This window comes from Streptomyces yamdrokensis, from assembly GCF_053890455.1.
The window spans coordinates 7,560,459-7,585,252 of sequence record NZ_CM132679.1; the positions used below are offsets into that span (position 1 = coordinate 7,560,459).

Sequence of the window (24,794 nt, forward strand, 5' to 3'; positions counted from 1 at the left end):
GTCCCTGCGGCCTCACCCGCGCACCCGCACCCTTGCTCGCTCCTCACACCCACAGGTGATGACGTATGTCCACATATGGTCTTTCTGCTTCCCCTCCCGTTCCCGCTCCCGTTTCCGATATCACCGTGACGCCCTTCGACCCGCCCCACGCCTCCCAGCTCGCCGTCGCCGGGGATCTGATCGCCCTCCTGAGCGACACCACCACCGAACCCCGCCCCGACACCCAACTGGCGGCCCTCACCCTGGCCGTGGCCGCCGACCTGCCCGTCCTCCTGTGGGGTGAGCCGGGGATCGGCAAGACCGCTGCCCTCACCCAGCTCGCCACCGCACTGGACCTGCCGCTGACCACCGTGATCGCCAGCGTGCACGAACCGTCCGACTTCTCGGGGCTCCCCGTCGTCGGGGACGACCCCGCCGAACAGGGAGTGCCGATGGCCCCGCCGGACTGGGCCGTGCGCCTGGTGCGGGCGGGCCGAGGGCTGCTGTTCCTGGACGAGCTGTCCACCGCTCCGCCGGCCGTGCAGGCCGCCCTGCTGCGCCTGGTGCTGGAGCGGCGCATAGGCACCCTCCGGCTCCCGTCCGGTGTGCGGATCGTGGCCGCCGCCAACCCGCGCGCCTCGGCGGCCGACGGGTGGGAACTCAGCCCGCCCCTGGCCAATCGGTTCGTGCATCTTCAGTGGACCCACGACCACGGGGTCGTCGTCCGCGGCCTCGGCGGGACCTGGCCCCGGGCGACCCTGCCACGGCTCGACCCGAAGATGCTGCCCGAGGCCGTGGACTTCGCCCGCCGCGCGGTGTGCGGGTTCCTCACCGCCCGCCCTCCGCTGGTGCACCGGCTGCCCGACAGCGAGACACGCCGGGGCGGGCCCTGGCCGTCGCCACGCAGCTGGGACATGACCCTGCGCCTGATCGCCTTCGCCACGGCGGCCGGCTCCGCCCGCGACGTGCTTTCCCTGCTGGTCAGGGGTACCGTCGGCGACGGCCCCGGCCTGGAGCTGCTGGCGAGCCTGGACCGGATGGACCTACCCGACCCGGAGACGCTGCTCGCCGACCCGGCGGGTGCCGAACTGCCCGAACGGGGCGACCTGCGCCAGGCCGTGCTCGACGGGGTGGTGGCCGCCGTACGCGCCCGCCCGGAGAAGCCCCGCTGGGACGCCGCGTGGGCACTGCTCGTCCGGGCCGTGGAGACCGGCGCCCCCGACCTCGTGGTCGTTCCCGCCACCACCCTCGCCACCCTGCGCCGCGAGGACTGGGACGTACCGGAGACGATCGAACGCCTCGCCGGCGTGGTCGCCCTGTCCCGCCGGGCCGACCAGGCAGCGGCCCGTGCCCTCACCACCACCGGGGCGGGCCGATGACCCCGCACCCCCACGTCGCGGGCAGGCGCGCCCCGGACATGGGCACCACGGACATCCACGCCACGCGCGCCGGCAGCGCCAGCCCCGCGACGCAACCACCTGCTCCCGCCTCCGCCCTCGACGTGGACAAGCTCCTTGCCGCCCGGCTGCACGCCGCCCGCGCCCGGCCGTACCTGGCGACGGCACTGTTCGCCCTGCACCCCGTCGCGTCGGCGCGGGTACCGACGATGGCCGTCGACCGGCACTGGCGGTGCTACGTGTCGCCGGACTTCGTCGACCGCACCCCGGAGGAGGAACTCGCCGGTGTCTGGGTGCACGAGGTGTCGCACCTGCTGCGCGACCACCACGGGCGCTGTGACCGGTACGCACGGGCGCACCACCTGACCGGCCCGGCGGAGCGGCTGCGGATGAACATCGCGGCGGACTGCGAGATCAACGACGACGTGTTCGGCGACGGCCTGGTCCGGCCCGAGGGTGCGATCACGCCGAGGAGTCTGCGGCTTTCGGCCGGAGAACTGATGGAGGACTATCTGGGCCGGTTCCGGCTCGGGCCGTACACCCAGGGCATGGCCTGGCTGGACTGCGGCAGCGGCGCCGACGGACTGGAACGGGAGTGGGACCTCGGGCCGGACGGCGCGCACGGTCTCAGCGAACAGGAACGCGACGCGGTCCGCTTCCGGGTCACGCAGGGCATCAACGCCCGGCCGGGTGACGTCCCCAAGAGCTGGCGGCGATGGGCCGAGGAGGCGTTCCAGCCGCCGCAGCCCTGGCGGGAACTACTCGGTGCGGCACTGCGCGCGGCGGTCTTTGGCTCCGGCACGGGCGACGACTACTCCTACGGCCGGCCCGGACGGCGCTCGGCCGGCCTGCCCGGCGTGGTGCTGCCGAGCCTGCGGCGCACACCGCCACGCGTCGCGGTGGTCATCGACACCTCCGGCTCGGTCGGCGACGCCGAACTGGGCAGCGCGCTACGGGAGGTCTCGGCGATCTCCCGGACGGTGGGCGGCCGCCGCGACATGGTGTCGGTGGTGTCGTGCGACGCGGCGGCCACAGCCGCGCGGTCCCTGTGCCGTGCCGAGGGGATACCGCTGGTGGGCGGCGGCGGTACGGATCTGCGCACGGGTTTCGCCACGGCCCTCCGGTCGCGTCCCCGGCCGGACGTCCTCGTGGTGCTGACCGACGGTCGGACTCCCTGGCCGGACAGGCGGCCCTCGTGCCGGACGGTGGTCGGCCTGTTCCCGCGCCGCCACGCGGCCGCCTCCTCGTACGACGAGGACAACCCCGAGTACCGGCCGGACGCACCACCCGGCTGGGCCCGGGTGGTGACCATCGCCGAGGCCCCCGGCAGCCGGTGAACCGGGACGACGAGGGGACCCGGGGAACAGGAGGCCGTCGTCACCGAGGCCGGGCCGTGTCCGCCTCGTGACGTCGTTTCGGGTCCGGGCCCACCGACCGGTGGGCCCGGACCCGGGCGGGCGTCAGCCTGCGGTCACGTCCGTGATCCTCCAGCGCTGGTTGGCACCGGAGTTGGGCTCCCAGGTCGTCACCGCGGCCCCTTCGTGGGTGGCCTGGCCGCCGACCTCCAGGAGACGTCCGGTGGCCGCGTTGACCAGCGTCCAGGTGCCGTCGCCGGTGCCCGACACGATCCACTCGGCGGCCCTGTCCCGAACGCCGGTGTCGGGCTCGGCGACCGGGACGTCGTCGCGCACGGTCAGACGCCTGCGCTCACCGTCCCGTGTACTGGTGAACTCGTAGCGCTGCCGGACCCCGTCGCCGGGACGCACCGCGCTCAGCCGCCACCGCTGGGCCGCCGAGCCGTCGCCGGTGCCGACGACGAGGCCGCTGCCGTCCTCACCGACGGTGACGGCCCTGCCGCTCTGCACACCGGTCAGGGTGTAGGTGTGGCCCTTGCGCAGCAGCGGGGCGTCCGAGGCCACGCCGGACACACCCTTCACGACGAAGGAGGTCACCGACTGGGCGGGTACGGTGAAGGTGGCGGAGCGGTCGCCGATCCTGATGGCCCCGTGCCGTTCCAACCTGCCGTCGGCGCTGGTCACAACGGGTGTGACGGTCGCGTTCCGGCTGATGGTGCGGAACTTCGACAGGTCCACGGTGACGTCGCGCGCCTCGCTGGTGCTGTTGACGTGGACGACCGATGCGCCCCTGCCGTTCCTCGTCACCGCCGCCGCGCTGGAGGTGTCGTTCACCTGGATCAGCCGGTCACCGGGCTTGATGAAATGGGTGAAGTTGCGGGCGGTGTCGAACTTGGTGTTGGTGTGGACGGGGCAGGTCTCGAGGGTGTCGGCCGCCGTGCAGCTGAACGGGAGCTGGATCTCGCCCCAGTTGCCGCCCTTCGCGGATTCTCCGCCGGGCCTCATGTTGTCGTGGTCCTCGACGGGCTGCCAGAACACCCAGGCGCGCGGCTCGAGTTCACGCAGGTCGTCCACGATGCGCTGGGCGAGCCCCAGACCGGGACGCATGTCCGTGAAGCTCTGGCCGTCGCCCCAGTCGCCCTCGACCTCGCTCATCCACAGCCGCTTGTCCGCCGCCTTGGAGAGGTCGCGCACGGTGGTGCGCTGAGCGGTTCCGTAGGTGTGGACGTTCATCTGGTCCACCAGATCGCGGGCCGCGGGGGAGTAGGAGTTCCAGTTCCGCGCGAACGTGGACGGATTGGTCTCGTCCATGGCGGAGACGCCGGCCCCGGTCCGCGCCTTCCTCAGTGCCGGGGCGAGGGCGTGGAGCACCTTCTCCTGGAGCTCGGGGCCGATGTGGGCGCCCTCCTGCCGGCCGCCGACGGGCTCGCCGTCCGGCCCGAGACGGGTGCTCCAGTACGTGGTGTTCGGCTCGTTGAACGGGTCGACGGTGTCGACCTCGATACGGTGCGCCTTCTCCAGCCGCTTGGTCGCGCCCGCCAGATAGGCGGCGAAGTCGTCGACCGACTCGGCCTTGAGCTGGTCCTCACCGGCATCGAACCCGCCGGAGACATAGCCACTGACGGTCATGAACCAGGGCGGGGAGTTGCTGAAGGTCTCCCAGTGGGTGACGTCCTTCTTGATGCGGTCCACCCACCAGCGCTGGGTGGCGTCGGCGTTCTCGTTCCAGTCCGCCGGGTCCTCGGCGTCCCACCAGTCGGTGTCCTCGCGGGTGGTTCCCTCCGGCGCCTTCCACCAGCCCTCGACGGCGCCGCCCGCGCGCAGATAGTCCTTGACGTCGGGGGCGTTGCCGCCGCCCACGTTGTAGCGGGCGATGTTCAGAGCGAGTCCCTCGTCGCCGAAGAGGAGTTCGGCGAGCTTCTCGCGTATCTCCGGCGGGTAGTCGCCGGTGGCGTTGGCGAACCAGACCAGACTGGTGCCCCAGCCCTCGAACTCCTCCTGCTGGTAGGACGGATCGGGCCGGACGGTGACGGAAGGGACGGAGTCCTTCGCCTGAGCGGTGGAGCCCGGGGCGGGGATCAGGGCGGCCCCGGTGGCCAGGGCGGTGAGGCCGGCTGCTGACAGGAGGCGTCTTCTGCGGGTGCGACGTGCCATCGGTGTGCTCCCAACATTGAGGTGTGGTCGCGCTCTGGTGGAACCCTTCGGCCCGCGCCCACCGCACGGGCCAAAGGAGAAGAAGGCCCTGGAACGGCCCTGCCCTTCCAGGGGCGTTGCGGGCAATTGCGCGCAGTCGCCGCGGCTCAACCGGCCGGCTGCCGCAGTACGGCGACGGCGCGCGGCCCGAGGACGAGGGCGCCGTCGCCGTCCTCTGTGGCGCCGAGCAGCACTTCCCCGGCGAGGCCGCTCACAGGGACGGCCGTGTCGGTCCGGTTCACCAGGAACAGGAACCGGCCGCCGGGGCCGCTGCGTACCGTCGTCTCGACCAGCCCACGCACCTCGGACGGCAGTTCGCTCTCCACGCCGGCAGGTGCGAGCAGCCGGGGCAGCAGCGAGGTGAGCCCTTCGACACCGAGCCGGGTGGAGACGTAGGCGGCCGAACCGGCGCCCGTGGTCTTCCGGGTGACCGCCGCCCGGCCGGCGTGCACGCCCGTGCGATAGCGGGCCAGGACGTCCGTCCCGGCCACGACGTCGATCCGGTCGGTCCACAGCCTGCCGGTCGTCCCGTCGTCGAGCTCCGCCGTGTCACCGTCGAGCAGCGGGCCGAACTCCTCGATGCGGATACCGAGCAGATCGCGCAGCGCCCCCGGGTAGCCGCCGAGCCAGACGTGGTCGTGCTCGTCGACGACCCCCGAGAAGTACGTGGTGATCAGGTGCCCGCCCTGCTCGGTGTACCGGGTCAGCGTCTTGGCCAGGTCGGCGGGGACCATGTGCAGCACCGGAGCCACCAGCACCTGGTGGCGGTGCAGGTCGGCGCGGGTGGTGACGAGGTCGGCGCGGACACCGAGGGCCAGCAGCGCCGAGTACCAGTCGAGCGCCTCCTGCCGGTAGTCGAGCAGTGCGGAAGGGTGCGAGTCCTGCTCGCTCGCCCACCACGAATCCCAGTCGTAGAGGATGCCGACCCGGGCGGCCTCCCGCTCACTGCCCGCGACCGGGGCAAGTGCCTTGAGAGTGGAGCCGAGTTCGGCCACCGCACGGAACAGGTCGCTGTCCTCACCGGCGTGCGGGACCATCGCCGAGTGGTACTTCTCGGCGCCGGCCGCCGACTGTCGCCACTGGAAGTAGCACACCGCGTCGGCCCCGTGCGCCACGTGCAGCAGCGAGTCACGGGCCAGGTCGCCCGGACGCTTGGCCACGTTGACCGGCTGCCAGTTGACGGCACTGGTGGAGTGCTCCATCAGGAACCAGGGCCTGCCGCCGGAGATGCCGCTGGTGAGGTTCGCGGAGAAGGACAGCTCGTCGCGGTCCTGCGGACCCGGGTGGACGTAGTGGTCGTTGGAGACGAAGTCGATCTCCTGCTCCCAGTCGGGGTAGTTCATCCCCTTGGTGTTGCCCATCACCATGAAGTTGGTGGTGACCGGGACGTCCGGGGTGATCTCCCGCAGGATCTCCCGCTCGGCCCGCAGATGCTCCTTGAGCGCGTCCGACGAGAAGCGCTTGAAGTCCAGCTGCTGGGTGGGGTTGGGATGGGACGCGGCCTGCCGCGGCGGCAGGAGCTGCTCCCAGTCGGTGTAACGCTGGGACCAGAAGTCCGTGCCCCAGGCGGAGTTGAGTGCTTCCAGCGTGGTGTAACGGGTCCGCAGCCAGTGCCGGAACGCGCGTGCCGCATCGTCGGAGAAGTCGTAGACGTTGTGGCAGCCCAGCTCGTTGTTGACGTGCCAGGCGACCAGCGCCGGGTGGTCTGCGTAGCGGGTCGCCAACTCCCTCACCAGGCGCAGCGCGTGGGCGCGGAACACCGGGGAGGTGGGACGCCAGTGCTGGCGCGCCCCCGGCCACAGCGTCCCGCCGTCCGCCGTGACCGGGAGGATCTCGGGGTGGGCCGTGGTCAGCCACGGCGGCGGGGACGCGGTGGCGGTCGCCAGGTCGACGCCGATGCCGCCCGCGTGCAGCAGGTCCAGTACCTCGTCGAGCCAGCCGAAGTCCCAGACGTCCTCGGCCGGTTGCAGCCGTGCCCAGGAGAAGATCCCCACGGACACGATGTTCACTCCGGCCTCCCGCATCAGCCGGACGTCCTCCTCCCAGACGCTGCGGGGCCACTGCTCGGGGTTGTAGTCGGCGCCGTACAGGAGACGGGGGGCGCGGTCACCGTCCGCCCCGCTGGTACGGGACAGGAGGGTGGAGATCATGGCGGTCCTTCCGGGTGTCTCGCACCGGGGCGGCGCGGCGTGCGTGCCGCCCCGGTGGGCTACTTCGCTACGGTGAAGCCCTGTTCGTTGCCGTACTCGACCGACGCGTCCTGCCAGGCCTTCAGGCCGTCCGCCAGCTTGGTGCCGGAGACGTAGGCCTTGCCGACGGTGTCGTTGAAGATCGAGTTGGCGTACACCTGGTACGGCAGGTACGCCCAGTCGTCGGCGACGTTCGCGGCCGACTCGGCGAACACCTCGTTGGCCCGCTGCCCGCCGAAGTACGGGAACTCGGTGTTCTGGAACTCCTCGGAGCCGAGCTGCGCCGTGGTCGCGGGGAAGGCGCCGCTCCTCACGCGGGTGTCGACACCGTCGCCGGCGTTGGCGTACTCCACGAACGCGTAGGCGAGCGCCTCGTTCCTGCCGAGCTCGGGCAGGGTGAGGGCGCTGCCGCCGTTCTCCGCACTGCTGTCGGCGCCCGCCGTCCACTGCGGCAGCGGGGCGACGCGCCAGTCACCGGCGGCCTCCTTCACACCGGAGGCGAGGTTGGCCGGCATCCAGGCCCCGATGGCCAGGGTGGCGATGGTGCCGTCGCCGAGGCCCTTGTACCACTCGTCGGACCAGCTGGTGACCGGGGTGACCAGCTTCTCGTCGAGCAGCTTCTGCCAGGTGCCGGTGAAGTCCTTGGCCCCCTCGTCGGCGAAGCCGATCCTCACCTCGGTGCCCTCCACCTTGTAGGGGCGCGAACCGGCCTGCCACAGCATGCTGGTGGTGAAGCCCGCGTCACCGGCGTCGTTGGTGATGTACGCCTTCGGGTCCGCCTTGCGCAGGGCGCGGGCCGCGTCCACGTACTCGTCCCACGTGGTCGGCACCTCGATCCCGTGCTTGTCGAAGACCTTCTTGTTGTAGAACAGTGCCATCGGACCGGAGTCCATCGGCAGACCGTAGATCCCCTCGCCGCCGGCCTTCACACCGTTCCACGGGCCGGGGGAGTACTGGTCGGCGAGCTGGTCGGCGCCGAAGCCGCTGAGATCGGTGAGCCCGTCGGTCAGCGCGTACTGGCCCATGGCGTAGTACTCGACCTGGGCGACGTCGGGGACGCCCTTCTTCGCGGAGATGGCGTTCTGCAACGCCTTGTACTGCTCGTTGTTGGTGCCCGCGTTGACGAGGTTCACCTCGACACCGGGGTGCTCCTTCTCGAAGTCGGCGGCCACCTGTTCGAGCGTGGGCTCCCACGCCCAGACGGTGACGGTGCCGCCCTTCTTCAGAGCCGCCTCGACGTCCGACTCGGAGACCGCCTTCGGAGCGGCGTCCCCGTCGTCGGAACCGCCGCAGGCGGTGGCGCCCAGGGCCAGGGCGCAGACGATGCCGATGCCGCGCAGCAGGCGGCGGGATTTCTTGTGCATGGGCGTGCTTCCACTTCTTCGTGGGCTTGGATTCCAAAGCCTTGGGGGGTGGTGTGCCTTGGAGTGGGGTTCGCGGGGGGCGGGGCTGATGGGGCAGGGGAGCGTGCCGAAGAGGGGATGGCGCCTGGCGCTATTCCTTGACGCTTCCGGCGGCGAGCCCCGACTGCCAGTACTTCTGCAGCAGCAGGAACGCGGCGATCAGCGGAACGATGGTGATCAGCGAGCCGGTGATGACCAGGTGGAAGACGGGCTGCCCGCCGGCCGTCTCGGCCTGGGCGTTCCAGCTGTGCAGGCCCAGGGTGAGGGGGTACCAGTCGGGGTCCTTGAGCATGATCAGCGGCAGGAAGTAGTTGTTCCAGGTCGCGACCATGGTGAACAGCGAGACGGTGACGATGCCCGGCGCCAGCAGCGGAAGCACCACCAGGAAGAAGGTGCGCAGTTCACCCGCGCCGTCGATCCGAGCCGCCTCGAGGAGCTCGTTCGGGACGGCCTCACTGGCGAACACCCACATCAGATACAGGCCGAACGGCGAGATCAGCGACGGGATGACGACCGCCCACGGGGTGTTGGTCAGCCCCATGTTGCTGAACATCAGGAAGGTCGGCACCGCCAGAGCCGTACCCGGTACGGCCACGGCGCCGATGACGACGGCGAAGACGGCCCGGCGTCCGGGGAACTCGAACTTGGCCAGGGCGTAGCCGCCGAGCACGGCGAGGAGGGTCGCGCCTCCCGCGCCGAGCCCCACGTACAGCATGGTGTTCAGCAGCCAGCGGGTGAAGACGCCGTCGTCGTAGGTGAACGTCTCGGCGATGTTGTCCCAGAGGGCGAAGTCACCGTCGAACCAGAGTCCGAACGAACGGGACAGTCCCTCCTGGGTCTTGGTGGCACTGATGACCAGCCACACCAGCGGCACCAGGCTGTAGAGCAGCACCAGGCCGGTGAGGACGGTCAGCAGCACGCTGCGCCGGGGCCGCCCCGGCGTGGAACCGCGCCGGCGCGTACGCAGCCGGGGTACGGCACCGAAGGCGCCGGGCGCGGAGCCGGTCCGGTCCGCGGAGGCGGGGGAGACGGTAGTGGTCATCGCTGCTTCACACTCCCTTGCGCATGCCGCGCAGCTGGACGACATAGGCGATGACCATGGTGATCAGCCCCATGACGATGGCGACCGTCGCGGAGTAGTTGTGCTGCTGGCCGGAGAAGGACAGCGAGTACGTGTAGTAGTTCGGCGTGTAGTCCGTGGTGATGGCGTTGGGCGCCAGCTTCTGCAGGACGCTGGGCTCGTTGAAGAGCTGGAAGCTGCCGATGACGGAGAAGATCGTCGCGATGACCAGGGCGCCGCGGATCGCGGGCAGTTTGATGGCGGTGATGACGCGGATCTGCCCGGCGCCGTCGATCTCGGCCGCCTCGTAGAGGGAGTGCGGGATCACGCGCAGCGCCGCGTAGAAGATCAGCATGTTGTAGCCGACGAATTCCCAGGTGACGATGTTGCCGATCGAGGCCAGTACCAGGCCGGGGGAGAGCGGGTCGGGCAGCGACAGACCGAAGGCGTCGTTGACGTCGCCGACCAGGCCGAAGCGGGTGCCGTACATGAAGGCCCACATCAGGGTGGCGACGACGGCGGGCACCGCGTACGGCAGGAAGATCGAGATGCGGAAGAAGCTCTTGCCGTAGAGCCGTCCGCTGTCCAGCGCCAGCGCCACCAGCAGGGCGATGCCGAGCATGATCGGCACTTGGACGCACAGGAAGAGCGAGACCCGGCCGAGCGCGGCCCAGAACCGTTCGTCCTGCAGGGCCTGCTGGTAGTTGTCGAGTCCGACGAAGCTGGTGCCGCCGATGAGCTGGTCGCGGAAGAGGCTCAGGTGGATCGAATACACGATCGGTGCCAGGAAGACCAGGGCGAACACGACTACGAAGGGACCGATGAACCCCCACCCCGTCCAGGAGCGGCGGTCCCGTCTCGCCGGAGGCGGTGCCGGCCGCGGCTCGGCGGTCGCCGGCGGTTGCAGCGTTGTCATGTCGTTCCTCGCTCGTCCACGTTCGGGCCGGGTGGTCACGGCGCCCTGCCCCGGGCCGGCAACCGTGCTCCCCGCAACCGATGTTTACGCAAACATCGAGCACCGCAGAAATGCGGCGGGGTGTTATGTTTACGTAAACATTCGGTGGCGGCATGTCTACACTGCCCTGATGACGACGGTCAAGGGTCCTCCGGGAAACCCTGACGCGGCGGGCGGCGACGGGAAGGCGGCTGGAAAGCGAGTGGAGACGGTGGACAGCACGCCGGGACGGGCCCTCGTCCCCGAGGCGACCGCGGCCGGCAGGGATCCGGCCGACGACGCCCCGCCGCGCCCCCGCCCGCGGGGGGGCGGCCGCCACACCCGGGCCTCCATGGCGGACGTGGCCCGCCTCGCCGGCGTCTCGTCCCAGACGGTCTCCCGCGTGTCCAACGGTTACGCCGGGGTGAACGAGGAGACTCGTCGGCAGGTGCTCGCCGCGATGCAGGAGCTCGGCTACCGGCCCAACAGTGCGGCCCGCGCGCTCAAACGCGGCGAGTTCCGCACCATCGGCGTCATCACCTTCTCGCTGGCCACGACCGGAAACGTGCGTACCCTGGAGGCGATCGCCACCTCCGCCGCGCACGAGGGCTACGCGGTGACCCTGTTGCCCGTCGCGATACCGACCCAGGACGAGGTGCGCGGCGCGTTCTCCCGGTTGGAGGAGCTCGCCGTCGACGCGGTGATCGTCATCATGGAGGTCCATCTGCTGGACGCGGCGACGATCCAACTGCCCCCGCACGTCCAGGTCGTGGTCGTCGACTCCGACGCCGGTGACCACTACACGGTCGTCGACACCGACCAGGCCGGCGGCACCCGTACCGCCGTGCGCCATCTGCTCGACCTCGGCCACCGCACGGTGTGGCACCTGGCCGGACCCGAGGACTCCTTCGCCGCCCAGCGCCGCACCGATGCCTGGCGCACCGCCCTCGCCGACGCCGGACGCGTCCCGCCGGAGCCGGTCCGCGGCGACTGGTCCGCGGAGTCCGGCTACCGCGCGGGCCTCGTACTCGCAGCCCGCGACGAGTGCACCGCCGTCTTCGCGGCCAACGACCAGATGGCCCTCGGCCTGCTGCGTGCCTTCCACGAACGCGGCCGGCGCGTCCCCGAGGACGTCAGCGTCATCGGCTTCGACGACATCCCCGAGGCGTCCTCGTTCCTGCCCCCGCTGACCACCGTCCACCAGGACTTCGCCGAGGTGGGACGGCGCTGCGTGGCGGCCGTCCTCGGCAAGATGCGCCATGGCGGTCCCGAGCGGGGGACCACCCTCGTCCCGACCCGCCTGGTAACGCGCGCCAGTACGGCACCGCCGCCGGCGGAGAAGGTGCGGGCGGGTGGGTGAGGCGGCCCGATCTGGCTCAACTCGCCCTGTCTGCTCGCATGTTGATGTGCGAGACTCGCTGATCGTCATCAGCAGTGATCCACCGTGGGACGGAGTCCGTCATGCCGGCCGGCAGGTCCAGCCCTCCGCAGATCGACACCAGCAGGGCGCACCCCGCGCGGGTCTACGACTGGTTGCTCGGCGGTAAGGACAACTACCCCGTGGACGAGGCCGTCGGCGAGAAGCTGCCACCCCAGGCGCGGGACGCCGCCCGGCAGAACCGCCGGTTCATGCACCGGGCCGCGGCCTGGCTCGCCGGGCAGGGCGTCGACCAGTTCCTGGACGTCGGCACCGGCATCCCCACCGAGCCGAACCTGCACCAGATCGTGCAGGTGGTCGCCCCGGCCGCGAGGGTCGTCTACACCGACAACGACCCGATCGTCCTGCGGCACGCGGAGGCCCTGCTGATCAGCAGTCCCGAGGGTGTCACGGACTACTTCCAGGCCGATGTGCGCAATCCCGGGGAGATCATCGACCACGCCCGGACCGTCCTCGACTTCGGCCGTCCGGTCGCGCTGTCCCTGATCGCCCTCCTGCACTTCATCCCCGACGACCAGGAGCCCCGCGCCATTGTGGGAGAGCTGCTCTCCGCGCTCCCCCCGGGCAGCTACCTGGTGCTGTCGCACGCGGCGTCCGACCGCCACGCGGAACTGGCAGCCCAGGTCACCGCCGAGTACGCCCGGGCCGGCATCCGCCTCGGCTTCCGCACCCGCTCCGAAGTCGCCCGCTTCTTCGACGGCCTGGACCTGGTGGAGCCGGGCCTGGTCACGGCCACGGAGTGGTTCCGGGAGACCGCGGCCCCGGCACCCGAGGACAGCGGCATCTACGCGGGCGTCGCCCGGCTTTGCTGACCTCCGTGCCGCCCGGCCCCGCGGGCACCGTCCGGTGCCGCGTCCGGCCGCGGACAGGGGCCGCCGGGCGGCCGCAGACCGAACGCGTGAGCCACCCGGCAGTGGGACGCGGCGCGGCCCGGGACCTCGCCCACCAGGTCACCGGGTCCGTACTGGAAGGCGGCGCCCCCCGGGTGCCGGCAGCCGGTGGTGAGGCCACCGCCGGGCCCCGCCTTCCTGACCGCCCCGCGCCGCCCGAGGGCCGCGCGGGCGCGTCTGTGCCCGCGGCTCCGCAGGGCGGGCGGAGCCCCAAAGTTCCGGCGCCCCGGCCCCGCACCCGTCCGCCGGGTCGCACAGCGCTCGCCGCGTCACGCGGCCGCCCGGACGTCACCCCGGCGCAGGACCGCCGCGGCCGTCCTGCCCGCCCGAGGACCTCCCTCGGGCGGGCAGAGGCCGCCGACAGTCTTCCCGCAGGCCGCAAACCCGGCCCCGGTCAGCCCAGCGGCACCGTCACCTCGCCCGTCCCCCGGGCCTGGGCACCGCCCGCGACCCGCACCGTGAACGGCCGCTCGGTACCCGACGCGGTGACCCGCAGCACGTCGCCGTCCCGCACCACCCGGAAGCCCGCCGCCCGCGCACCCGTGGTGTCGGGCACGGTGACCTCGGCCTCGTAGCCGGGTGAGGCAGAAGGGTGGACGAGAAGCACCGGCGCGTCCAGCCAGTCGCCGTCGGGCCGTGTGTCGTCCCCGGCCAGCGGCAGCACGGCGCCCTCCCGGGCATACAGCGGCAGGCTGTCGTAGCCGTGCCGCTCGGTGCGCCAGCACGGGCCGGTGACCTTCTCCCCGCTCAGCAGGTGGGTCCAGGTGCCCTCCGGCAGGTAGACCTCCACCTCCCCGTCCGTGTCGAACACGGGGGCGACCAGCAGGTCGGGGCCCAGCATGTACTGACGGTCCAGCTGACGGCATGACGGGTCGTCCCAGAACTCCAGCACCATCGGCCGCATCATCGGCACCCCGGTGTCGTGCGCCTCGACGGCGGCGCCGTACAGGTAGGGCATCAGCCGGTGCTTGAGCAGGGTGAACCGCCGGGCGACGTCCACCGCCTCGTCGCCGAACTCCCACGGCACCCGGTACGACGTGGAGCCGTGCAGCCGGCTGTGCGAGGACAGCAGGCCGAAGGCGAGCCAGCGCTTGAACACCGAGGGGTCAGGCGTGCCCTCGAAACCGCCGATGTCATGGCTCCAGAAACCGAACCCGCTCAGCGACAGCGACAGCCCGCCCCTCAGTGACTCTGCCATCGCCTCGAAGGACGACCAGCAGTCGCCGCCCCAGTGCACCGGGAACTGCTGCCCGCCCGCGGTCGCGGACCGTGCGAAGAGCACGGCCTCACCCTGCCCGCGCTCCTTCTCCAGAAGCTCGAACACCGTCCGGTTGTAGAGTTGCGTGTAGTAGTTGTGCATCCGCTCGGGGTCCGAGCCGTCGTGCCAGAGAACGTCGGTGGGGATGCGCTCGCCGAAGTCCGTCTTGAAACAGTCCACGCCCTGGTCGAGCAGGGGCTTCAGCTTCGACTGGAACCAGGCCCGCGCCTCGGGACTGGTGAAGTCGACCAGCCCCATGCCGGCCTGCCACAGGTCCCACTGCCACACGTCGCCGTCGGCCCGGCGCACCAGATGCCCGAGGGCGGCGGCCTCGTCGAAGAGCGGCGATTTCTGGGCGATGTACGGGTTGATCCAGGCGCTGATCCGCAGCCCCTTCTCCTTGAGCCGGGCCAGCATGCCGTCCGGGTCGGGGAACACGTCGGGATCCCACTGGAAGTCGCACCACTGGTACTCACGCATCCAGAAGCAGTCGAAGTGGAATACCGTGAGCGGAATGCCGCGTTCGGCCATGCCGTCCACGAACGACGTCACCGTCGCCTCGTCGTACGACGTGGTGAACGAGGTGCTGAGCCACAGGCCGAACGACCAGGCGGGCGGCAGGGCGGGACGGCCGGTGAGGGCCGTGTAACGGGTGAGGACGTCCTTCGGGGTGGGACCGGCGACGACGTAGTACTCCAGCGACTGGTCCTCGACGCTGAACTGCACCTGGCCGACCGACTCCGAGCCGACCTCGAAGGACACCGCACCGGGATGGTTGACGAAGACGCCGTAGCCGCGGGACGACAGGTAGAACGGGATGTTCTTGTAGGACTGCTCGCTGCTCGTGCCGCCGTCGGCCTGCCACACGTCGACCGTCTGACCGTTCTTGACGAACGGGGTGAAGCGCTCGCCGAGGCCGTAGACCTGTTCCCCGACACCCAGCGCCAGCCGGGTCAGCATGTGGTGCCGTGCTCCGTGCCCGGTGGTGACGAAGGCCGTGTTCCTGGCGTCCGTACGGGTCAGCTCGCGCCCGTCCGCGTCGTGGAAGGCGAGCGCGAAGGGGCCGGACCCGTCGAGGCGGAGCGTCAGCGGGCCGCTGGTCAGTTCGGTGACCGGGCCGTCCCGGCGTACCGTCCCGGCGCCCTCGGCGTCGCCGCCCAGGGCGAAGTCGGGCCCCGGCTGCCGCTTGCCCGCGTGATGGGTGACGCGGACACCGATGACGCCCTCGGCGGGGGAGAAGCACTCCACCGTGACGAGTGGCGCGTTGAGGGTGTCGCCCCTCCGTGCCACCTTGCGTACGGAGGCGTACGTGGTGAAGCGCTTCGATTCGGGGCGCACCTCGCGTACCTCGGTGGCGTACGAGATCTGGACGCCGTCGCGGATGCGCCAGAAGCCGTCGGTGAACTTCATGATCTTCCTCGGAGGGGGAGAGGGCGTTGGCGGGGAGGGAAGCGGTATTTGACCAGGAACTATGACAGGTTCAGGGGTTCCTGTCACGACCTGGTGCGCGCAGATCTCCTCGCTGGGGGGCTAGCGCGACCGGCTTCCGCTGACGTATTAGTAATCAGGCAAAACAAATTACACCCGACCTCGGAACGGAGTTTCCCGCGAGCGGGACCGCCTAATCGTCGAAGCGCTTCACCAGTTGCTTCGCCGGTTCGGACTCCCCTCGGCCCACCCCTCCCACGAGCCGCCGGGTCGGCGAACGCCGAGCCGGTCCCACCCAAGGGCACCCACCGTGACAGCACATCCCCCGGTCGCCGCACAGCGCGGGCCCCGCCGCCCGCGCAGAGCCGTCACGTCCCTCGCCGCCGTCGCCGTCCTGGTCACCGGGGCTGCGCTCACCGGCTGCGCACAGCAACGGGACAGCGACGTGTACACCGTGATGAACTCCTCGACCGACGAGTCCTACCACCGCTGGGACGCCGAGGCGATGGCCCGCTGCGGCAAGCAGCTCGGCATCCGCATCGAGCAGCAGAGCGTCCCCGCCGCGCAGGTGATGACGAAGGCGCTGCGCATGGCCTCGTCGAAGTCACTGCCGGACATCGTGCAGTTCGACGCCTCCGAGATGCCGACCTTCGCCGAGGCGGGCGGACTGGTCGACCTGCGCACCCTCGGCCTCGAAACCGACGACATCCCCGAGGGCATCGTCGAGTTCGGCTCCTACCGGGGCACGTACTACGGCGCGGCCCGCTCCGTGAACACCCTGGCCCTCTTCTACAACAAGGACATCCTGGACCGGGCCGGCCTCGAGGTCCCCGCCACCTGGGACGAACTGCGGGACACGGCGGAACAGCTCACCGAGGGCAGGCGCTACGGCCTGGCGCTCAGCGCGGGCGGCGCCGAGGACGGCGTCTTCCAGTTCACCCCGTTCATGTGGTCCAACGGAGGCGACGAGACCGAGCTGGACAGCCCGCAGGTCGTCGAGGCGCTCGACTACTGGAAGGCGCTGCTCCAGGACGGTTCGCTGTCCAGGTCCACCGTCAACTGGACCCAGGCCGACGTCAACGACCAGTTCATGGCCGGCAACGCCGCCATGATGATCAACGGCCCGTGGCAGGTCGAGACCCTCAACACCGACGAGTCCCTCGACTGGGGCCTCGCGCAGATCCCCGTCCCGCAGGCCGGAGACACCTCCGTGGGCCCGCTGGGCGGCGCGGTGCTCACCGTGCCGGAAACCGGTGACGAGGACCGCGAGAGGACGGCCGGTCGCATCGTCGCCTGCCTCGCCGGCGAGAAGGAACAGCTCACCTACGCCCTGAACAGCTGGATGGTCCCGGCCAACGAGAAGGCTGCCGCCGTCTGGCGCGACCGCGTGCCCGAACTCGACGCACTGGCCGACCAGGTCGCCGAGGCCCGCTCCCGCACCGGCAAGCTCGGCGCCGGCTGGTCCTCCGCCTCCCTCGCGCTGCAGAGCGCCTTCCAGTCCGCCCTGACCGGCCAGTCCAGCGAGGCCGCCCTGAAGCGCGCCCAGCAGCGCGCCACGAGCGGGAACTGAGGTACGCGCCCATGACCACGTCCACCGTCACCGCTGCGCCGCAGGCGCCCGGGAAGGCCGCCGCCCCGGACCCGGCCCGGCTGCGCCGCAGGCGCCGGCTCGCCCAGTGGGGCTTCGTCGCCCCCGCCGTCGTCTTCATGCTGCTCTTCTTCGGCTATCCGCTCGTCCGCAACGTCGTGATGAGCTTCCAGCACTACACGCCGAAGACGTTCTTCACCGGAGAGGCGCCCTTCAACGGCACCGACAACTGGTCGGCCGTCCTCCAGGACGCCCTCTTCGGCAAGGCCCTGTGGCACACCCTCGTCTTCACCGCCGGCTCCCTGCTCGGCCAGTTCTGCATCGGGCTCGCACTCGCCGTCTTCTTCAGCCGCAGGTTCCCCCTGAACGGCGTCCTGCGGTCCCTGATCCTGCTGCCCTGGCTGGTGCCCATGGTGGTGTCCGGCATCGTCTGGCGCCGCATCCTCGACCAGGACACCGGCGTACTCAACACCTTCCTGGGCGCCATCGGCCTCGGCGGCGACACTCCGTGGCTGACCAGCCCCGAGATGGCCCTGCTGTCGGTGATCCTGGTCAACATCTGGATCGGCATCCCGTTCAACATGGTCATCCTCTACGGCGGCCTCCAGGAGATACCGAGAGAGCTGTACGAGGCGGCCTCCCTGGACGGTGCCTCGGCCTGGCGCGCCTTCCGCTCCGTCACCCTGCCCATGCTCAAGCCGGTGATCACGGTCGTCCTCGTCCTCGGCTTCATGTCGACGGTGAAGATCCTCGACCTCATCCTGGCCCTCACCGACGGCGGCCCCGCCGACGCCACCCAGACCCTGGGCACGCTCACTTACCAGAACTCCTTCGTCCAGCTGGACTTCGGAGCGGGCGCCGTCGTCGGCAACGTCCTCATCCTCATCTCCGCGGCGTTCGCCGTGTTCTACCTGCGGGCCAACCGCACCGACGGGAAGTGACCGACATGGCCGCTCACACACCCGCCCCCGCCGCTCCACGCGTACGGGGACACCGCCTGGGCTCCACCGTGGCGGGCCTGCTCGTCCTGGGCGTCATGCTCTTCCCGCTCTACTGGATGCTCAACACGGCACTCCAGCCCGAGTCCGGACTGCTCCAGGTCGACCCGGTTCCCGGCAGCCTGGACCTGTCCGGATTCTCCAAGGCCGTCAGTGACCAGGGTGGACACCTGCTCACCTCACTGGTCGTCTCCCTCGGCGCCGTCGCCATCTGCCTCGCCGTCTCCGCCCCCGCCGCCTACGGTCTGGCCCGCTTCGGGCTGCGCGGCACCCGCACCATCGTGTTCGGCACCCTCATCACCCAGATGGTCCCGGGCATCGTCATCGCCAACGCGCTCTACAGCTCCTACGTCGACCTCGGCCTGGTCAACTCCTACTTCGGCCTCATGCTCGCCGACGCCTCGCTCGGCATCCCCTTCTCCATCGTGCTGATGCGCGCCTTCATGGTGTCCATCCCCGGCGAGGTCATCGAGGCCGCGCAGATCGACGGCGCCGGCCCGGTGCGCACCTTCGTCCGCGTGGTGCTGCCGATGAGCCGCAACGCCCTGATCACCTCCGGCCTGTTCGCCTTCCTGTTCTCGTGGAGCGACTTCATGTTCGCGCTCACCCTGAACACCACCGACGAGGTCAAACCGATCACCCTGGGCATCTATCAGTACATCGGCGCCCACGTCGGTGACTGGGGCTCGGTGATGGCCGCGTCCGTGCTCTCCGCCGTGCCCGCGGCGATCCTGCTCGTCCTCGCCCAGAAGTACATCGCCGCCGGCATCACCGGAGGCTCCGTCAAGTGACCACCGCACGTCCCGAGGAGGGCCCCCAGCGCATGTCCGACTTCCCGAGCTTCCCGCCCGGATTCGTCCTCGGCGCGGCGACCGCGTCCTACCAGATCGAGGGGGCGGTCCGGGAGGACGGCCGCGGCCCGTCGATCTGGGACACCTACAGCCACACCCCCGGCCTGGTGGAGGGCGGTGACACCGGGGACACCGCCTGCGACCACTACCACCGCTACCCCGAGGACGTCGCCCTGCTGCGCGACCTCGGCGTCGGCTCCTACCGCTTCTCCGTCGCCTGGCCGCGCGTGGTGCCCGACGGCAGCGGGCCGGTGAACCCCAAGGGCCTGGACTTCTACGAGCGTCTGGTCGACGAACTCCTGGCCGCCGGCATCGAACCCGCCGCCACCCTCTACCACTGGGACCTCCCGCAGGCCCTCGAGGACCGGGGCGGCTGGCGCGTGCGCGACACCGCCGAGCGGTTCGCCGAGTACACCGCCGCCGTCGCCGACCGGCTCGGCGACCGCGTACCGCGCTGGATCACCCTCAACGAACCGTGGTGCAGCGCCTTCCTCGGCTACTCCGTCGGCCGCCACGCCCCCGGCGCCCGCGAGGGCCGGGGCGCCCTGGCCGCCGCCCACCACCTGCTGGTCGCCCACGGCCGCGCCGTACAGGCGCTGAGGGCGGCCGGTGTGCGCGAGGCCGGTATCACCCTCAACCTCGACCACCACCTGCCCGCCACCGACTCCGCCGCCGACCGGGCCGCCGTGGTCCGCGCCGACACCCTGCACAACCTGGCGTGGACCGAACCCATCCTGGCCGGCCGCTACCCCGGCACCGAACAGGACACCTGGGGCGAGCTGATCACCGGCCAGGACTTCCGCCGCGACGGCGACCTGGACCTCATCTCGCAGCCGCTGGACTTCCTCGGCATCAACTACTACCGCCCCATCACCGTCGCCGACGCCCCGTACCGTGAGAGCGACCCCGCCCGGCGCGTGGCCACCGACAACCGGTACGAGGAGGTACCGACGCCCGGTGTCCGCCACACCGCGATGGGCTGGCCGGTGGTGCCCCACACCCTCACCGACCTGCTGGTGGACCTCAAGGAGCAGTACGGGGCCGCCCTGCCGCCCGTCCACATCACCGAGAACGGCTCCGCCGAGGACGACCGGGTCGCCGACGGCGCCGTCCACGACCACGACCGCGTGGCCTACCTGCGCGACCACCTCGCCGCCCTGCGCACCGCCATCGACCGGGGCGTCGACGTACGCGGCTACTACGTCTGGTCCCTGCTCGACAACTTCGAGTGGGCCTACGGCTACGGCAAGCGCTTCGGCATCGTCCGCGTCGACTACGACACCCAGCGGCGCATCCCGAAGGACAGCTACCACTGGTACCGGCGGATGATCGCCGCACAGCACCCCTGAGCCGCCCCGCACGACGGGCACCGGGGCCGTCCCGTGCGGGGACGGCCCCTTCCCGGGCTTCCGGTGCCGCGGTCGGTCCGCCCGTGCTCGGCCCGCCGGTGCTCAGCCCACCTGCGCCGGGCCGTCGGCGCCGGCCTCGGGCACCGTACGGAACTCCACGTCGACGACGCCGTCGACATTGCGGCACAGCTCCTCGAGTTCCTCGGCCATCGCCTGGGACGACAGCTGCCCGATGAGCCTGACGTGACCGTGGGTCACATTCACCTCGACCGCCGAGGGCGCCTCGCCGAGCGCCCGCACCAGCACGTCCTCGACGATCTCCGTACGGATCGCCCGGTCCTCGCGCACGAAGACGCGCAGCAGGTCGCTCCTGCTCACCACACCCCTCAGCCGCCCCGCCGCATCGACCACCAGCAGCCGCTTGATCCCGTGCAGCGCCATCATCCGGGCGGCGTCCACCACGCTCCAGTCCTCGGCGGCACACAGCGCGGGCGACGTCATCAGCCCGGCGGCGTCGGTGGCCCACGCCTTCTCCGGCCGGGGCACCCCACCGGACCCACCGGCATCGCCCTCCTGACGGCCCCACATCTTGTGCAGCAGATCCGCCTCCGACACCACGCCCACCGGACGGTCCTCGGCGTCGACCACGGGGACGGCGGTGATGTCGTACTCGAGCAGCAGGTGCGCGATCTCCTTGAACGGCGTTCCGCCCTGGATACGGACGACGGCGTCACTCATCAGATCGCGCACCTTCTGGTGGCTCATTGTGGCAATTCCTCTCTGCTCCTGGCACAGGTCCGACGGACGGACGACCGCTGTGCGCACGCGGCCGTCACCGCCATCATCGCCGGTCGGGAGCACCGAACGGGAACAGGAGGATCGCGTTCCGGACCTGTGGGACTCCCTTTCCCCCGACCCTGTGAGGCCGCCGGGTCCGCCAGGGCCCCGGCACGGCAGCGGCCCGTGCCCACCCGGACGGAGCCGGACGAAACCACGGGCCGACGCCCATGGCCGTGCCTCAGCGGCCGGTCCACGGCGCGGACGGCACCCCGACCCCCTTCTCCGTCACGTGTGTGATGCCGTCGTCGTACTCGGTGAGGTGGACGAGTCCGGCACCTCGCCCACCCCCTTGCCGGTCGTCGACCGGTCGTCCCACCCGGCCGCGACGACGGCCTCGCAGCCGAGCCGGTCCTGCGTGCCCTGATCCCCTGGAAGGTGGGGGTGTGACCGGCGCGGGCCACCTGCGTCGCGCCGTTGCGGGTCCCCACGTTGTCGTCCTCGGGGGCGAGTTCGTAGTACTTCGGTCCCGGGACGGCCACCGTGTAGACGGGACCGGTCGTCACGCCGGGCGCGGCGAGGACGTTCGGCGTCCGGCTGCAGCCGTCCATCGCGCCGCGCCACTCGCGCCACTCGCTGTCGTTGCCCGAGGTGTTGACCAGGCCACCCGCGTTCACGCTGCCCACGGCGTCCGGATGGCGCTCGCAGGCCTGCTCCACCGCCGGTGCCCACTTCGACGACAGCTCGTTCTGCGCGTCGCCGAAGCAGAGGAAGGTGGACTCCTCGCCCGCGGGGCGCGCCGTCGTGAACCGGTGGGCGGGGCTGAACCGGTAGCCCGTGCCCACCCGGTACGCGTACTCGGTGCCGGGGGCAGGCCGTCGAGGACCGCGGAATGCGTCCGCACCTGCTCGTCGCCGGCGGTCAGCTCCTCGTCGGCGCGCGCACGGACGGTCCGCCACTGTCCGCCGCCCGCCTCACGGATCCGCACCTCGCCCGAGGTGAGGGCGGCGGCCGTACTCCAGGTGACGGCCTGTGAGGTCTGAGGCCTCTCGGCCGGCGTCAGGACGATGCGCTCCGGAGCCGCACCCCGAACCTCCAGGTCCGGCTTGTCGGTGAGCGCGATGTCGAACACATGCATGACACCGCGGTCGCTGCCCTGCGGCAGTACGACGGCGGCGACCCGTTCGGCCGGATCCGGCCAACCGGGGCCGCGTGGCGAAGACCCTGGCTGGTCTCCAGGGTGTCGAGACAGCCCGAGGCCCGGTTGCGTCCCGTGGTGGCCACCACGGGCTCGTTGCCGAACCGGTGGTTCGCTTCCGGCGTCCAGTAGGCGGACTGCACCGGCACCGACTGTGTGGAGCCGTCGGTGTACTCGACGACCGCGGTGCCCTGCGTCGGGCCGTTGGCGGCCGGACCGAGGAAGGAGAGACACCGATGGCCACGACGCCGCCCAGAGCGATGTTCCGGCCGTGCGGAATCCAGTTGCCGGGTTCCCCGGGCCCGGTGCCGGGCCCGGGGAACCCGACGCCCGTGTCACCGAGCGGCAGCGTGACTCCCGGCGCAGCCCCGGCCGCTACCGCGACAGCGAGTTGCCGCTCAGGCCGAGCGAGCCGAGGTTGCCCCGTCCGTCCGGGGTGGTGCCGGTGTTGTTCCGGGTGGTGGCCCGGCCGTTCACCTTCAGCGAGGTCACGTAGCGCGCCTCGTCGCCACCGGGCGACTTCAGCGTGATCCTCCGCCTGCTGTCGGCGCTGTCGATGGTGACCCGGTCGAACATGGGCCCGCTGACGACCAGTCCGGAGGTGCCCGGAACGGCGGGGAAGGGACCGATGCCGGCCCGGACGTGCCGACTGTTCAGCGAGCCGAGGTCGTCGTCGCCCGGCAGATCCTGCGGACCCGTGTCGTACATCTCGTCCACGGCCCGCCGCGGCACGTCCGCGGTACGGTGCGGCCGGCCACAGCCAGTTGTGGACGAACGGCATCGTGAAACCGGGCTGGTTGCTCGGACACGACCCCGAGGTGTTGTGGACGTCCGCGTCGAGGGAGCGGATGTGGTCGTCCGGGGCCCTGGTGGTGGCCTCGACGCCGCCGCGCTTCTCGATGAGCCCGCCCACGTTGTGCGGCACCGTCCAGCCGCACCGGTAGCCGGTGGCCTGCTCGAACTGGTCGCTCCGCTGCCCCAGGCCGAAGCCGCGGTCGAGCCCCGTCCGCTCCCGGGGCCGGATGTGGTCACCGGCGTCGTCGAAGACGTTGTGCCAGTTCTGCGCCCGCGCCATGTACCGGTCGTACGTCGCCTTGCCGCCCGGCCGCCCGGCGAGCCCGGCGATGCCGAAGTCGTCGACGGTGCGCTCGAGCGTCTTCGACGTCGCGAAGTCTCTCTCGCGGTTCTCGATGAAACCGGCCGTCGCGTACCGGTAGGGGTGCCGCCGCAGCGTCGCGTCGGCGGCAGGTCCTGTGTGGACTTCACCGGGCCGGTTCAGCGCCTGGGGAAGACCCCGGGAAAGACCGGATGAATGCGGGGAGAAGCGGCGTGTGTGCGCAGGGGGCGAGTGCACGTGCCCGGTGGGTACGGCGACGCGGCCCCCTGTAGGGTGCGGTGATCCGGGCCGACGCGCAGCCCGATGATGCCGACAGGGGTAGCTCATGGCCAAGGTCACCGTCACGCTCGACGCCGAACTGGTCGTGGAAGTCATGGTGCTGGCCGGAGTCGGGTCGCCCCAGGACGCCGTCGAGGCCGTGGTGCGGGACTACATCGCCCGCGGCCACCGCACGGAGACCCGCACCGAACGCAAGGACCAGAACCTGCGTGAGGTGGATGTCCGGCCGCAGGAACCTCAGGGCTGAGCGCGCGGGCGGGGCCACGGGGGGTCCGGGCCGTTACGGGGTCCGGATGCCCGCCGGGCGGGCGGGGCGGCCGAAGCGGGCGGGGACGCCCGGCGAGTAGAGGACGCTCACGGGGTTGCCGGCCGGCTTCGGCAGGCCCGCCGCCGTCACCAGGTCCTCCTCGCACTCGACCACCTCGGCGCGGTGCAGGGACCAGCGCGGATGGGTGTTGGGCAGGTACATCGACCGGCCGAAGAAGGCGCCGTGCAGGCCCCAGCGGGCGGTCAGGAAGTGCTCCAGCCCGGTGGGTTCCCCGATCCGCTCACCGACTCGCACGGTGACGCGGCTGCGGGCACCGCGGGGGCCGGGCCAGCGTCGCGAGCTGGTGTACGTGACGGTGTCGCCGCTGCGCCTCACGGCCATACGGGACCACAGATAGGGCATTCGGAAGCCGATCCGGGCAACCGTCACGGGAAGCAGCCGGGAGGCGTCCAGGGAGAGGAAGACCACGCCCCGGCGCCCGTGCTCGTCCACCGAGTAGAGGCGGACGTTGGTCTCCGGGAAGGTTCCGAGGTACGGGATGCCGGGCAGGCGCAGCCAGCCGACCCGGTGCATCCGGAAGGCGACCAGCCCGACGTAGGTGACGCCGTCCAGGGTGTCGGGCACGGTGCCGGGCGGCAGCAGAGGCGCCACGTCGGCCGGGTCCGCGGCCCAGTGGAGAAAGGTCAGGTCGAGCCACGACTGGGTGAGCAGCGGACGCGCGATCGCTTTCGGAGGATCGGCGGTTATGGGTTCCGGGGGCACCGGGGGCGGGGTCGGCGACATCGCAGCAGTATCCCAAGTATTTCGCAGGAGCACGGTGTCGGGGGCTGCCGCCCCGGGTGACG

At 71.3% G+C, this 24,794-nt stretch carries 20 protein-coding genes and 2 pseudogenes; 11 read left to right on the forward strand and 11 right to left on the reverse strand.

Features of this window, described 5'->3' with window-relative positions; genetic code table 11:
• Positions 1-65 precede the first annotated feature (65 nt).
• Positions 66-1,358, forward strand: coding sequence for an AAA family ATPase (locus tag ACWZEH_RS33315; RefSeq protein WP_456194781.1), 1,293 nt, complete (start codon positions 66-68; stop codon positions 1,356-1,358).
• Positions 1,355-2,713 carry a vWA domain-containing protein gene (locus ACWZEH_RS33320; RefSeq protein ID WP_456194782.1) on the forward strand — a complete coding sequence of 453 codons (1,359 nt, stop codon included), beginning with the start codon at positions 1,355-1,357 and terminating at the stop codon, positions 2,711-2,713. The genes ACWZEH_RS33315 and ACWZEH_RS33320 overlap by 4 nt, the downstream gene beginning before the upstream one ends.
• A 123-nt stretch (positions 2,714-2,836) precedes the next feature.
• On the opposite strand, the gene ACWZEH_RS33325 is transcribed toward ACWZEH_RS33320, so the two are convergent.
• From ACWZEH_RS33325 to ACWZEH_RS33345, 5 genes are all read right to left on the reverse strand, one after another.
• Positions 2,837-4,885 carry an RICIN domain-containing protein gene (locus ACWZEH_RS33325; protein WP_456194783.1) on the reverse strand — a complete coding sequence of 683 codons (2,049 nt, stop codon included), beginning with the start codon at positions 4,883-4,885 and terminating at the stop codon, positions 2,837-2,839.
• A 146-nt stretch (positions 4,886-5,031) separates the two neighbouring features.
• On the reverse strand, positions 5,032-7,074 hold the full coding sequence (locus ACWZEH_RS33330; protein ID WP_456194784.1) for a beta-galactosidase: 2,043 nt from the start codon (positions 7,072-7,074) through the stop codon (positions 5,032-5,034).
• A 59-nt stretch (positions 7,075-7,133) separates the two neighbouring features.
• Complete coding sequence (locus ACWZEH_RS33335) at positions 7,134-8,477, reverse strand: ABC transporter substrate-binding protein (RefSeq protein ID WP_456194785.1); 1,344 nt, start codon at positions 8,475-8,477, stop codon at positions 7,134-7,136.
• A gap of 130 nt (positions 8,478-8,607) precedes the next feature.
• Positions 8,608-9,558: a carbohydrate ABC transporter permease gene (locus tag ACWZEH_RS33340; protein ID WP_456194786.1), complete on the reverse strand. Its 951-nt coding sequence runs from the start codon at positions 9,556-9,558 to the stop codon at positions 8,608-8,610.
• 7 nt (positions 9,559-9,565) lie between these two features.
• Entirely contained in the window at positions 9,566-10,492 is a 927-nt protein-coding gene (locus ACWZEH_RS33345) for a carbohydrate ABC transporter permease (protein WP_456194787.1), read from the reverse strand.
• 370 nt (positions 10,493-10,862) lie between these two features.
• Between ACWZEH_RS33345 and ACWZEH_RS33350 the strand changes: the two genes are divergently transcribed.
• Positions 10,863-11,870 (forward strand): LacI family DNA-binding transcriptional regulator, encoded by a 1,008-nt coding sequence (locus ACWZEH_RS33350; RefSeq protein ID WP_456199962.1) that lies wholly within the window; start codon positions 10,863-10,865, stop codon positions 11,868-11,870.
• A 101-nt stretch (positions 11,871-11,971) separates the two neighbouring features.
• Positions 11,972-12,760, forward strand: a complete 789-nt coding sequence (locus tag ACWZEH_RS33355; protein ID WP_456194788.1) for an SAM-dependent methyltransferase — start codon at positions 11,972-11,974, stop codon at positions 12,758-12,760.
• Positions 12,761-13,232: 472 nt separating this feature from the next.
• Here the strand turns inward: ACWZEH_RS33355 and yicI are convergent, their stop codons facing one another.
• On the reverse strand, positions 13,233-15,506 hold the full coding sequence (gene yicI, locus ACWZEH_RS33360) for an alpha-xylosidase (RefSeq protein WP_456194789.1): 2,274 nt from the start codon (positions 15,504-15,506) through the stop codon (positions 13,233-13,235).
• A 328-nt stretch (positions 15,507-15,834) separates the two neighbouring features.
• Between yicI and ACWZEH_RS33365 the strand changes: the two genes are divergently transcribed.
• Genes ACWZEH_RS33365 through ACWZEH_RS33380 form a run of 4 tightly spaced genes read left to right on the forward strand, consistent with a single transcriptional unit; the run spans position 15,835 to position 20,310 of the window.
• Complete coding sequence (locus ACWZEH_RS33365) at positions 15,835-17,094, forward strand: ABC transporter substrate-binding protein (RefSeq protein ID WP_456194790.1); 1,260 nt, start codon at positions 15,835-15,837, stop codon at positions 17,092-17,094.
• Between the two features lie 11 nt (positions 17,095-17,105).
• Complete coding sequence (locus ACWZEH_RS33370) at positions 17,106-18,053, forward strand: carbohydrate ABC transporter permease (protein ID WP_456194791.1); 948 nt, start codon at positions 17,106-17,108, stop codon at positions 18,051-18,053.
• 5 nt (positions 18,054-18,058) lie between these two features.
• Positions 18,059-18,901 (forward strand): carbohydrate ABC transporter permease, encoded by an 843-nt coding sequence (locus ACWZEH_RS33375; RefSeq protein WP_456194792.1) that lies wholly within the window; start codon positions 18,059-18,061, stop codon positions 18,899-18,901.
• Positions 18,902-18,933: 32 nt separating this feature from the next.
• Positions 18,934-20,310 carry a GH1 family beta-glucosidase gene (locus ACWZEH_RS33380; protein ID WP_456199963.1) on the forward strand — a complete coding sequence of 459 codons (1,377 nt, stop codon included), beginning with the start codon at positions 18,934-18,936 and terminating at the stop codon, positions 20,308-20,310.
• A gap of 102 nt (positions 20,311-20,412) precedes the next feature.
• Here ACWZEH_RS33380 and ACWZEH_RS33385 read toward each other — a convergent pair whose 3' ends face one another.
• Positions 20,413-21,075 carry a CBS domain-containing protein gene (locus ACWZEH_RS33385; RefSeq protein WP_456194793.1) on the reverse strand — a complete coding sequence of 221 codons (663 nt, stop codon included), beginning with the start codon at positions 21,073-21,075 and terminating at the stop codon, positions 20,413-20,415.
• A gap of 666 nt (positions 21,076-21,741) precedes the next feature.
• Between ACWZEH_RS33385 and ACWZEH_RS33390 the strand changes: the two genes are divergently transcribed.
• Entirely contained in the window at positions 21,742-21,921 is a 180-nt protein-coding gene (locus ACWZEH_RS33390) for a hypothetical protein (RefSeq protein ID WP_456200036.1), read from the forward strand.
• A gap of 91 nt (positions 21,922-22,012) precedes the next feature.
• Here the strand turns inward: ACWZEH_RS33390 and ACWZEH_RS33395 are convergent.
• Positions 22,013-22,225, reverse strand: a pseudogene (locus ACWZEH_RS33395) (hypothetical protein); the annotation flags it as partial.
• Here ACWZEH_RS33395 and ACWZEH_RS33400 point away from each other — a divergent pair.
• Positions 22,220-22,417, forward strand: coding sequence for a hypothetical protein (locus tag ACWZEH_RS33400; RefSeq protein WP_456194794.1), 198 nt, complete (start codon positions 22,220-22,222; stop codon positions 22,415-22,417). The pseudogene ACWZEH_RS33395 and the gene ACWZEH_RS33400 overlap by 6 nt on opposite strands.
• A gap of 243 nt (positions 22,418-22,660) precedes the next feature.
• Here ACWZEH_RS33400 and ACWZEH_RS33405 read toward each other — a convergent pair whose 3' ends face one another.
• The gene (locus tag ACWZEH_RS33405; RefSeq protein ID WP_456194795.1) at positions 22,661-23,017 is read right to left on the reverse strand and encodes a glycoside hydrolase domain-containing protein; all 357 of its coding nucleotides are present in this window, start codon (positions 23,015-23,017) and stop codon (positions 22,661-22,663) included.
• Between the two features lie 85 nt (positions 23,018-23,102).
• Positions 23,103-23,777 (reverse strand): annotated as a pseudogene (locus tag ACWZEH_RS33410) (glycoside hydrolase domain-containing protein); the annotation flags it as partial.
• On the opposite strand from ACWZEH_RS33410, the gene ACWZEH_RS33415 reads away from it, so the two are divergent.
• On the forward strand, positions 23,728-23,928 hold the full coding sequence (locus ACWZEH_RS33415) for a DUF2191 domain-containing protein (RefSeq protein WP_456194796.1): 201 nt from the start codon (positions 23,728-23,730) through the stop codon (positions 23,926-23,928). The pseudogene ACWZEH_RS33410 and the gene ACWZEH_RS33415 sit on opposite strands and share 50 nt — an antisense overlap.
• A gap of 33 nt (positions 23,929-23,961) precedes the next feature.
• Here the strand turns inward: ACWZEH_RS33415 and ACWZEH_RS33420 are convergent, their stop codons facing one another.
• The gene (locus ACWZEH_RS33420) at positions 23,962-24,732 is read right to left on the reverse strand and encodes a YqjF family protein (RefSeq protein WP_456194797.1); all 771 of its coding nucleotides are present in this window, start codon (positions 24,730-24,732) and stop codon (positions 23,962-23,964) included.
• Positions 24,733-24,794 lie beyond the last annotated feature (62 nt).

What these genes read in the sequence shown, in the direction of transcription:
- ACWZEH_RS33315 (WP_456194781.1), top strand. Translation starts at nt 66, where the DNA reads ATGTCCACATATGGTCTTTCTGCTTCCCCTCCCGTTCCCGCTCCCGTT.
- ACWZEH_RS33320 (WP_456194782.1), top strand. Translation starts at nt 1,355, where the DNA reads ATGACCCCGCACCCCCACGTCGCGGGCAGGCGCGCCCCGGACATGGGC.
- ACWZEH_RS33325 (WP_456194783.1), bottom strand. Translation starts at nt 4,885, where the DNA reads ATGGCACGTCGCACCCGCAGAAGACGCCTCCTGTCAGCAGCCGGCCTC.
- ACWZEH_RS33330 (WP_456194784.1), bottom strand. Translation starts at nt 7,074, where the DNA reads ATGATCTCCACCCTCCTGTCCCGTACCAGCGGGGCGGACGGTGACCGC.
- ACWZEH_RS33335 (WP_456194785.1), bottom strand. Translation starts at nt 8,477, where the DNA reads ATGCACAAGAAATCCCGCCGCCTGCTGCGCGGCATCGGCATCGTCTGC.
- ACWZEH_RS33340 (WP_456194786.1), bottom strand. Translation starts at nt 9,558, where the DNA reads ATGACCACTACCGTCTCCCCCGCCTCCGCGGACCGGACCGGCTCCGCG.
- ACWZEH_RS33345 (WP_456194787.1), bottom strand. Translation starts at nt 10,492, where the DNA reads ATGACAACGCTGCAACCGCCGGCGACCGCCGAGCCGCGGCCGGCACCG.
- ACWZEH_RS33350 (WP_456199962.1), top strand. Translation starts at nt 10,863, where the DNA reads ATGGCGGACGTGGCCCGCCTCGCCGGCGTCTCGTCCCAGACGGTCTCC.
- ACWZEH_RS33355 (WP_456194788.1), top strand. Translation starts at nt 11,972, where the DNA reads ATGCCGGCCGGCAGGTCCAGCCCTCCGCAGATCGACACCAGCAGGGCG.
- yicI (WP_456194789.1), bottom strand. Translation starts at nt 15,506, where the DNA reads ATGAAGTTCACCGACGGCTTCTGGCGCATCCGCGACGGCGTCCAGATC.
- ACWZEH_RS33370 (WP_456194791.1), top strand. Translation starts at nt 17,106, where the DNA reads ATGACCACGTCCACCGTCACCGCTGCGCCGCAGGCGCCCGGGAAGGCC.
- ACWZEH_RS33375 (WP_456194792.1), top strand. Translation starts at nt 18,059, where the DNA reads ATGGCCGCTCACACACCCGCCCCCGCCGCTCCACGCGTACGGGGACAC.
- ACWZEH_RS33380 (WP_456199963.1), top strand. Translation starts at nt 18,934, where the DNA reads ATGTCCGACTTCCCGAGCTTCCCGCCCGGATTCGTCCTCGGCGCGGCG.
- ACWZEH_RS33385 (WP_456194793.1), bottom strand. Translation starts at nt 21,075, where the DNA reads ATGAGCCACCAGAAGGTGCGCGATCTGATGAGTGACGCCGTCGTCCGT.
- ACWZEH_RS33400 (WP_456194794.1), top strand. Translation starts at nt 22,220, where the DNA reads ATGCATGACACCGCGGTCGCTGCCCTGCGGCAGTACGACGGCGGCGAC.
- ACWZEH_RS33415 (WP_456194796.1), top strand. Translation starts at nt 23,728, where the DNA reads ATGGCCAAGGTCACCGTCACGCTCGACGCCGAACTGGTCGTGGAAGTC.
- ACWZEH_RS33420 (WP_456194797.1), bottom strand. Translation starts at nt 24,732, where the DNA reads ATGTCGCCGACCCCGCCCCCGGTGCCCCCGGAACCCATAACCGCCGAT.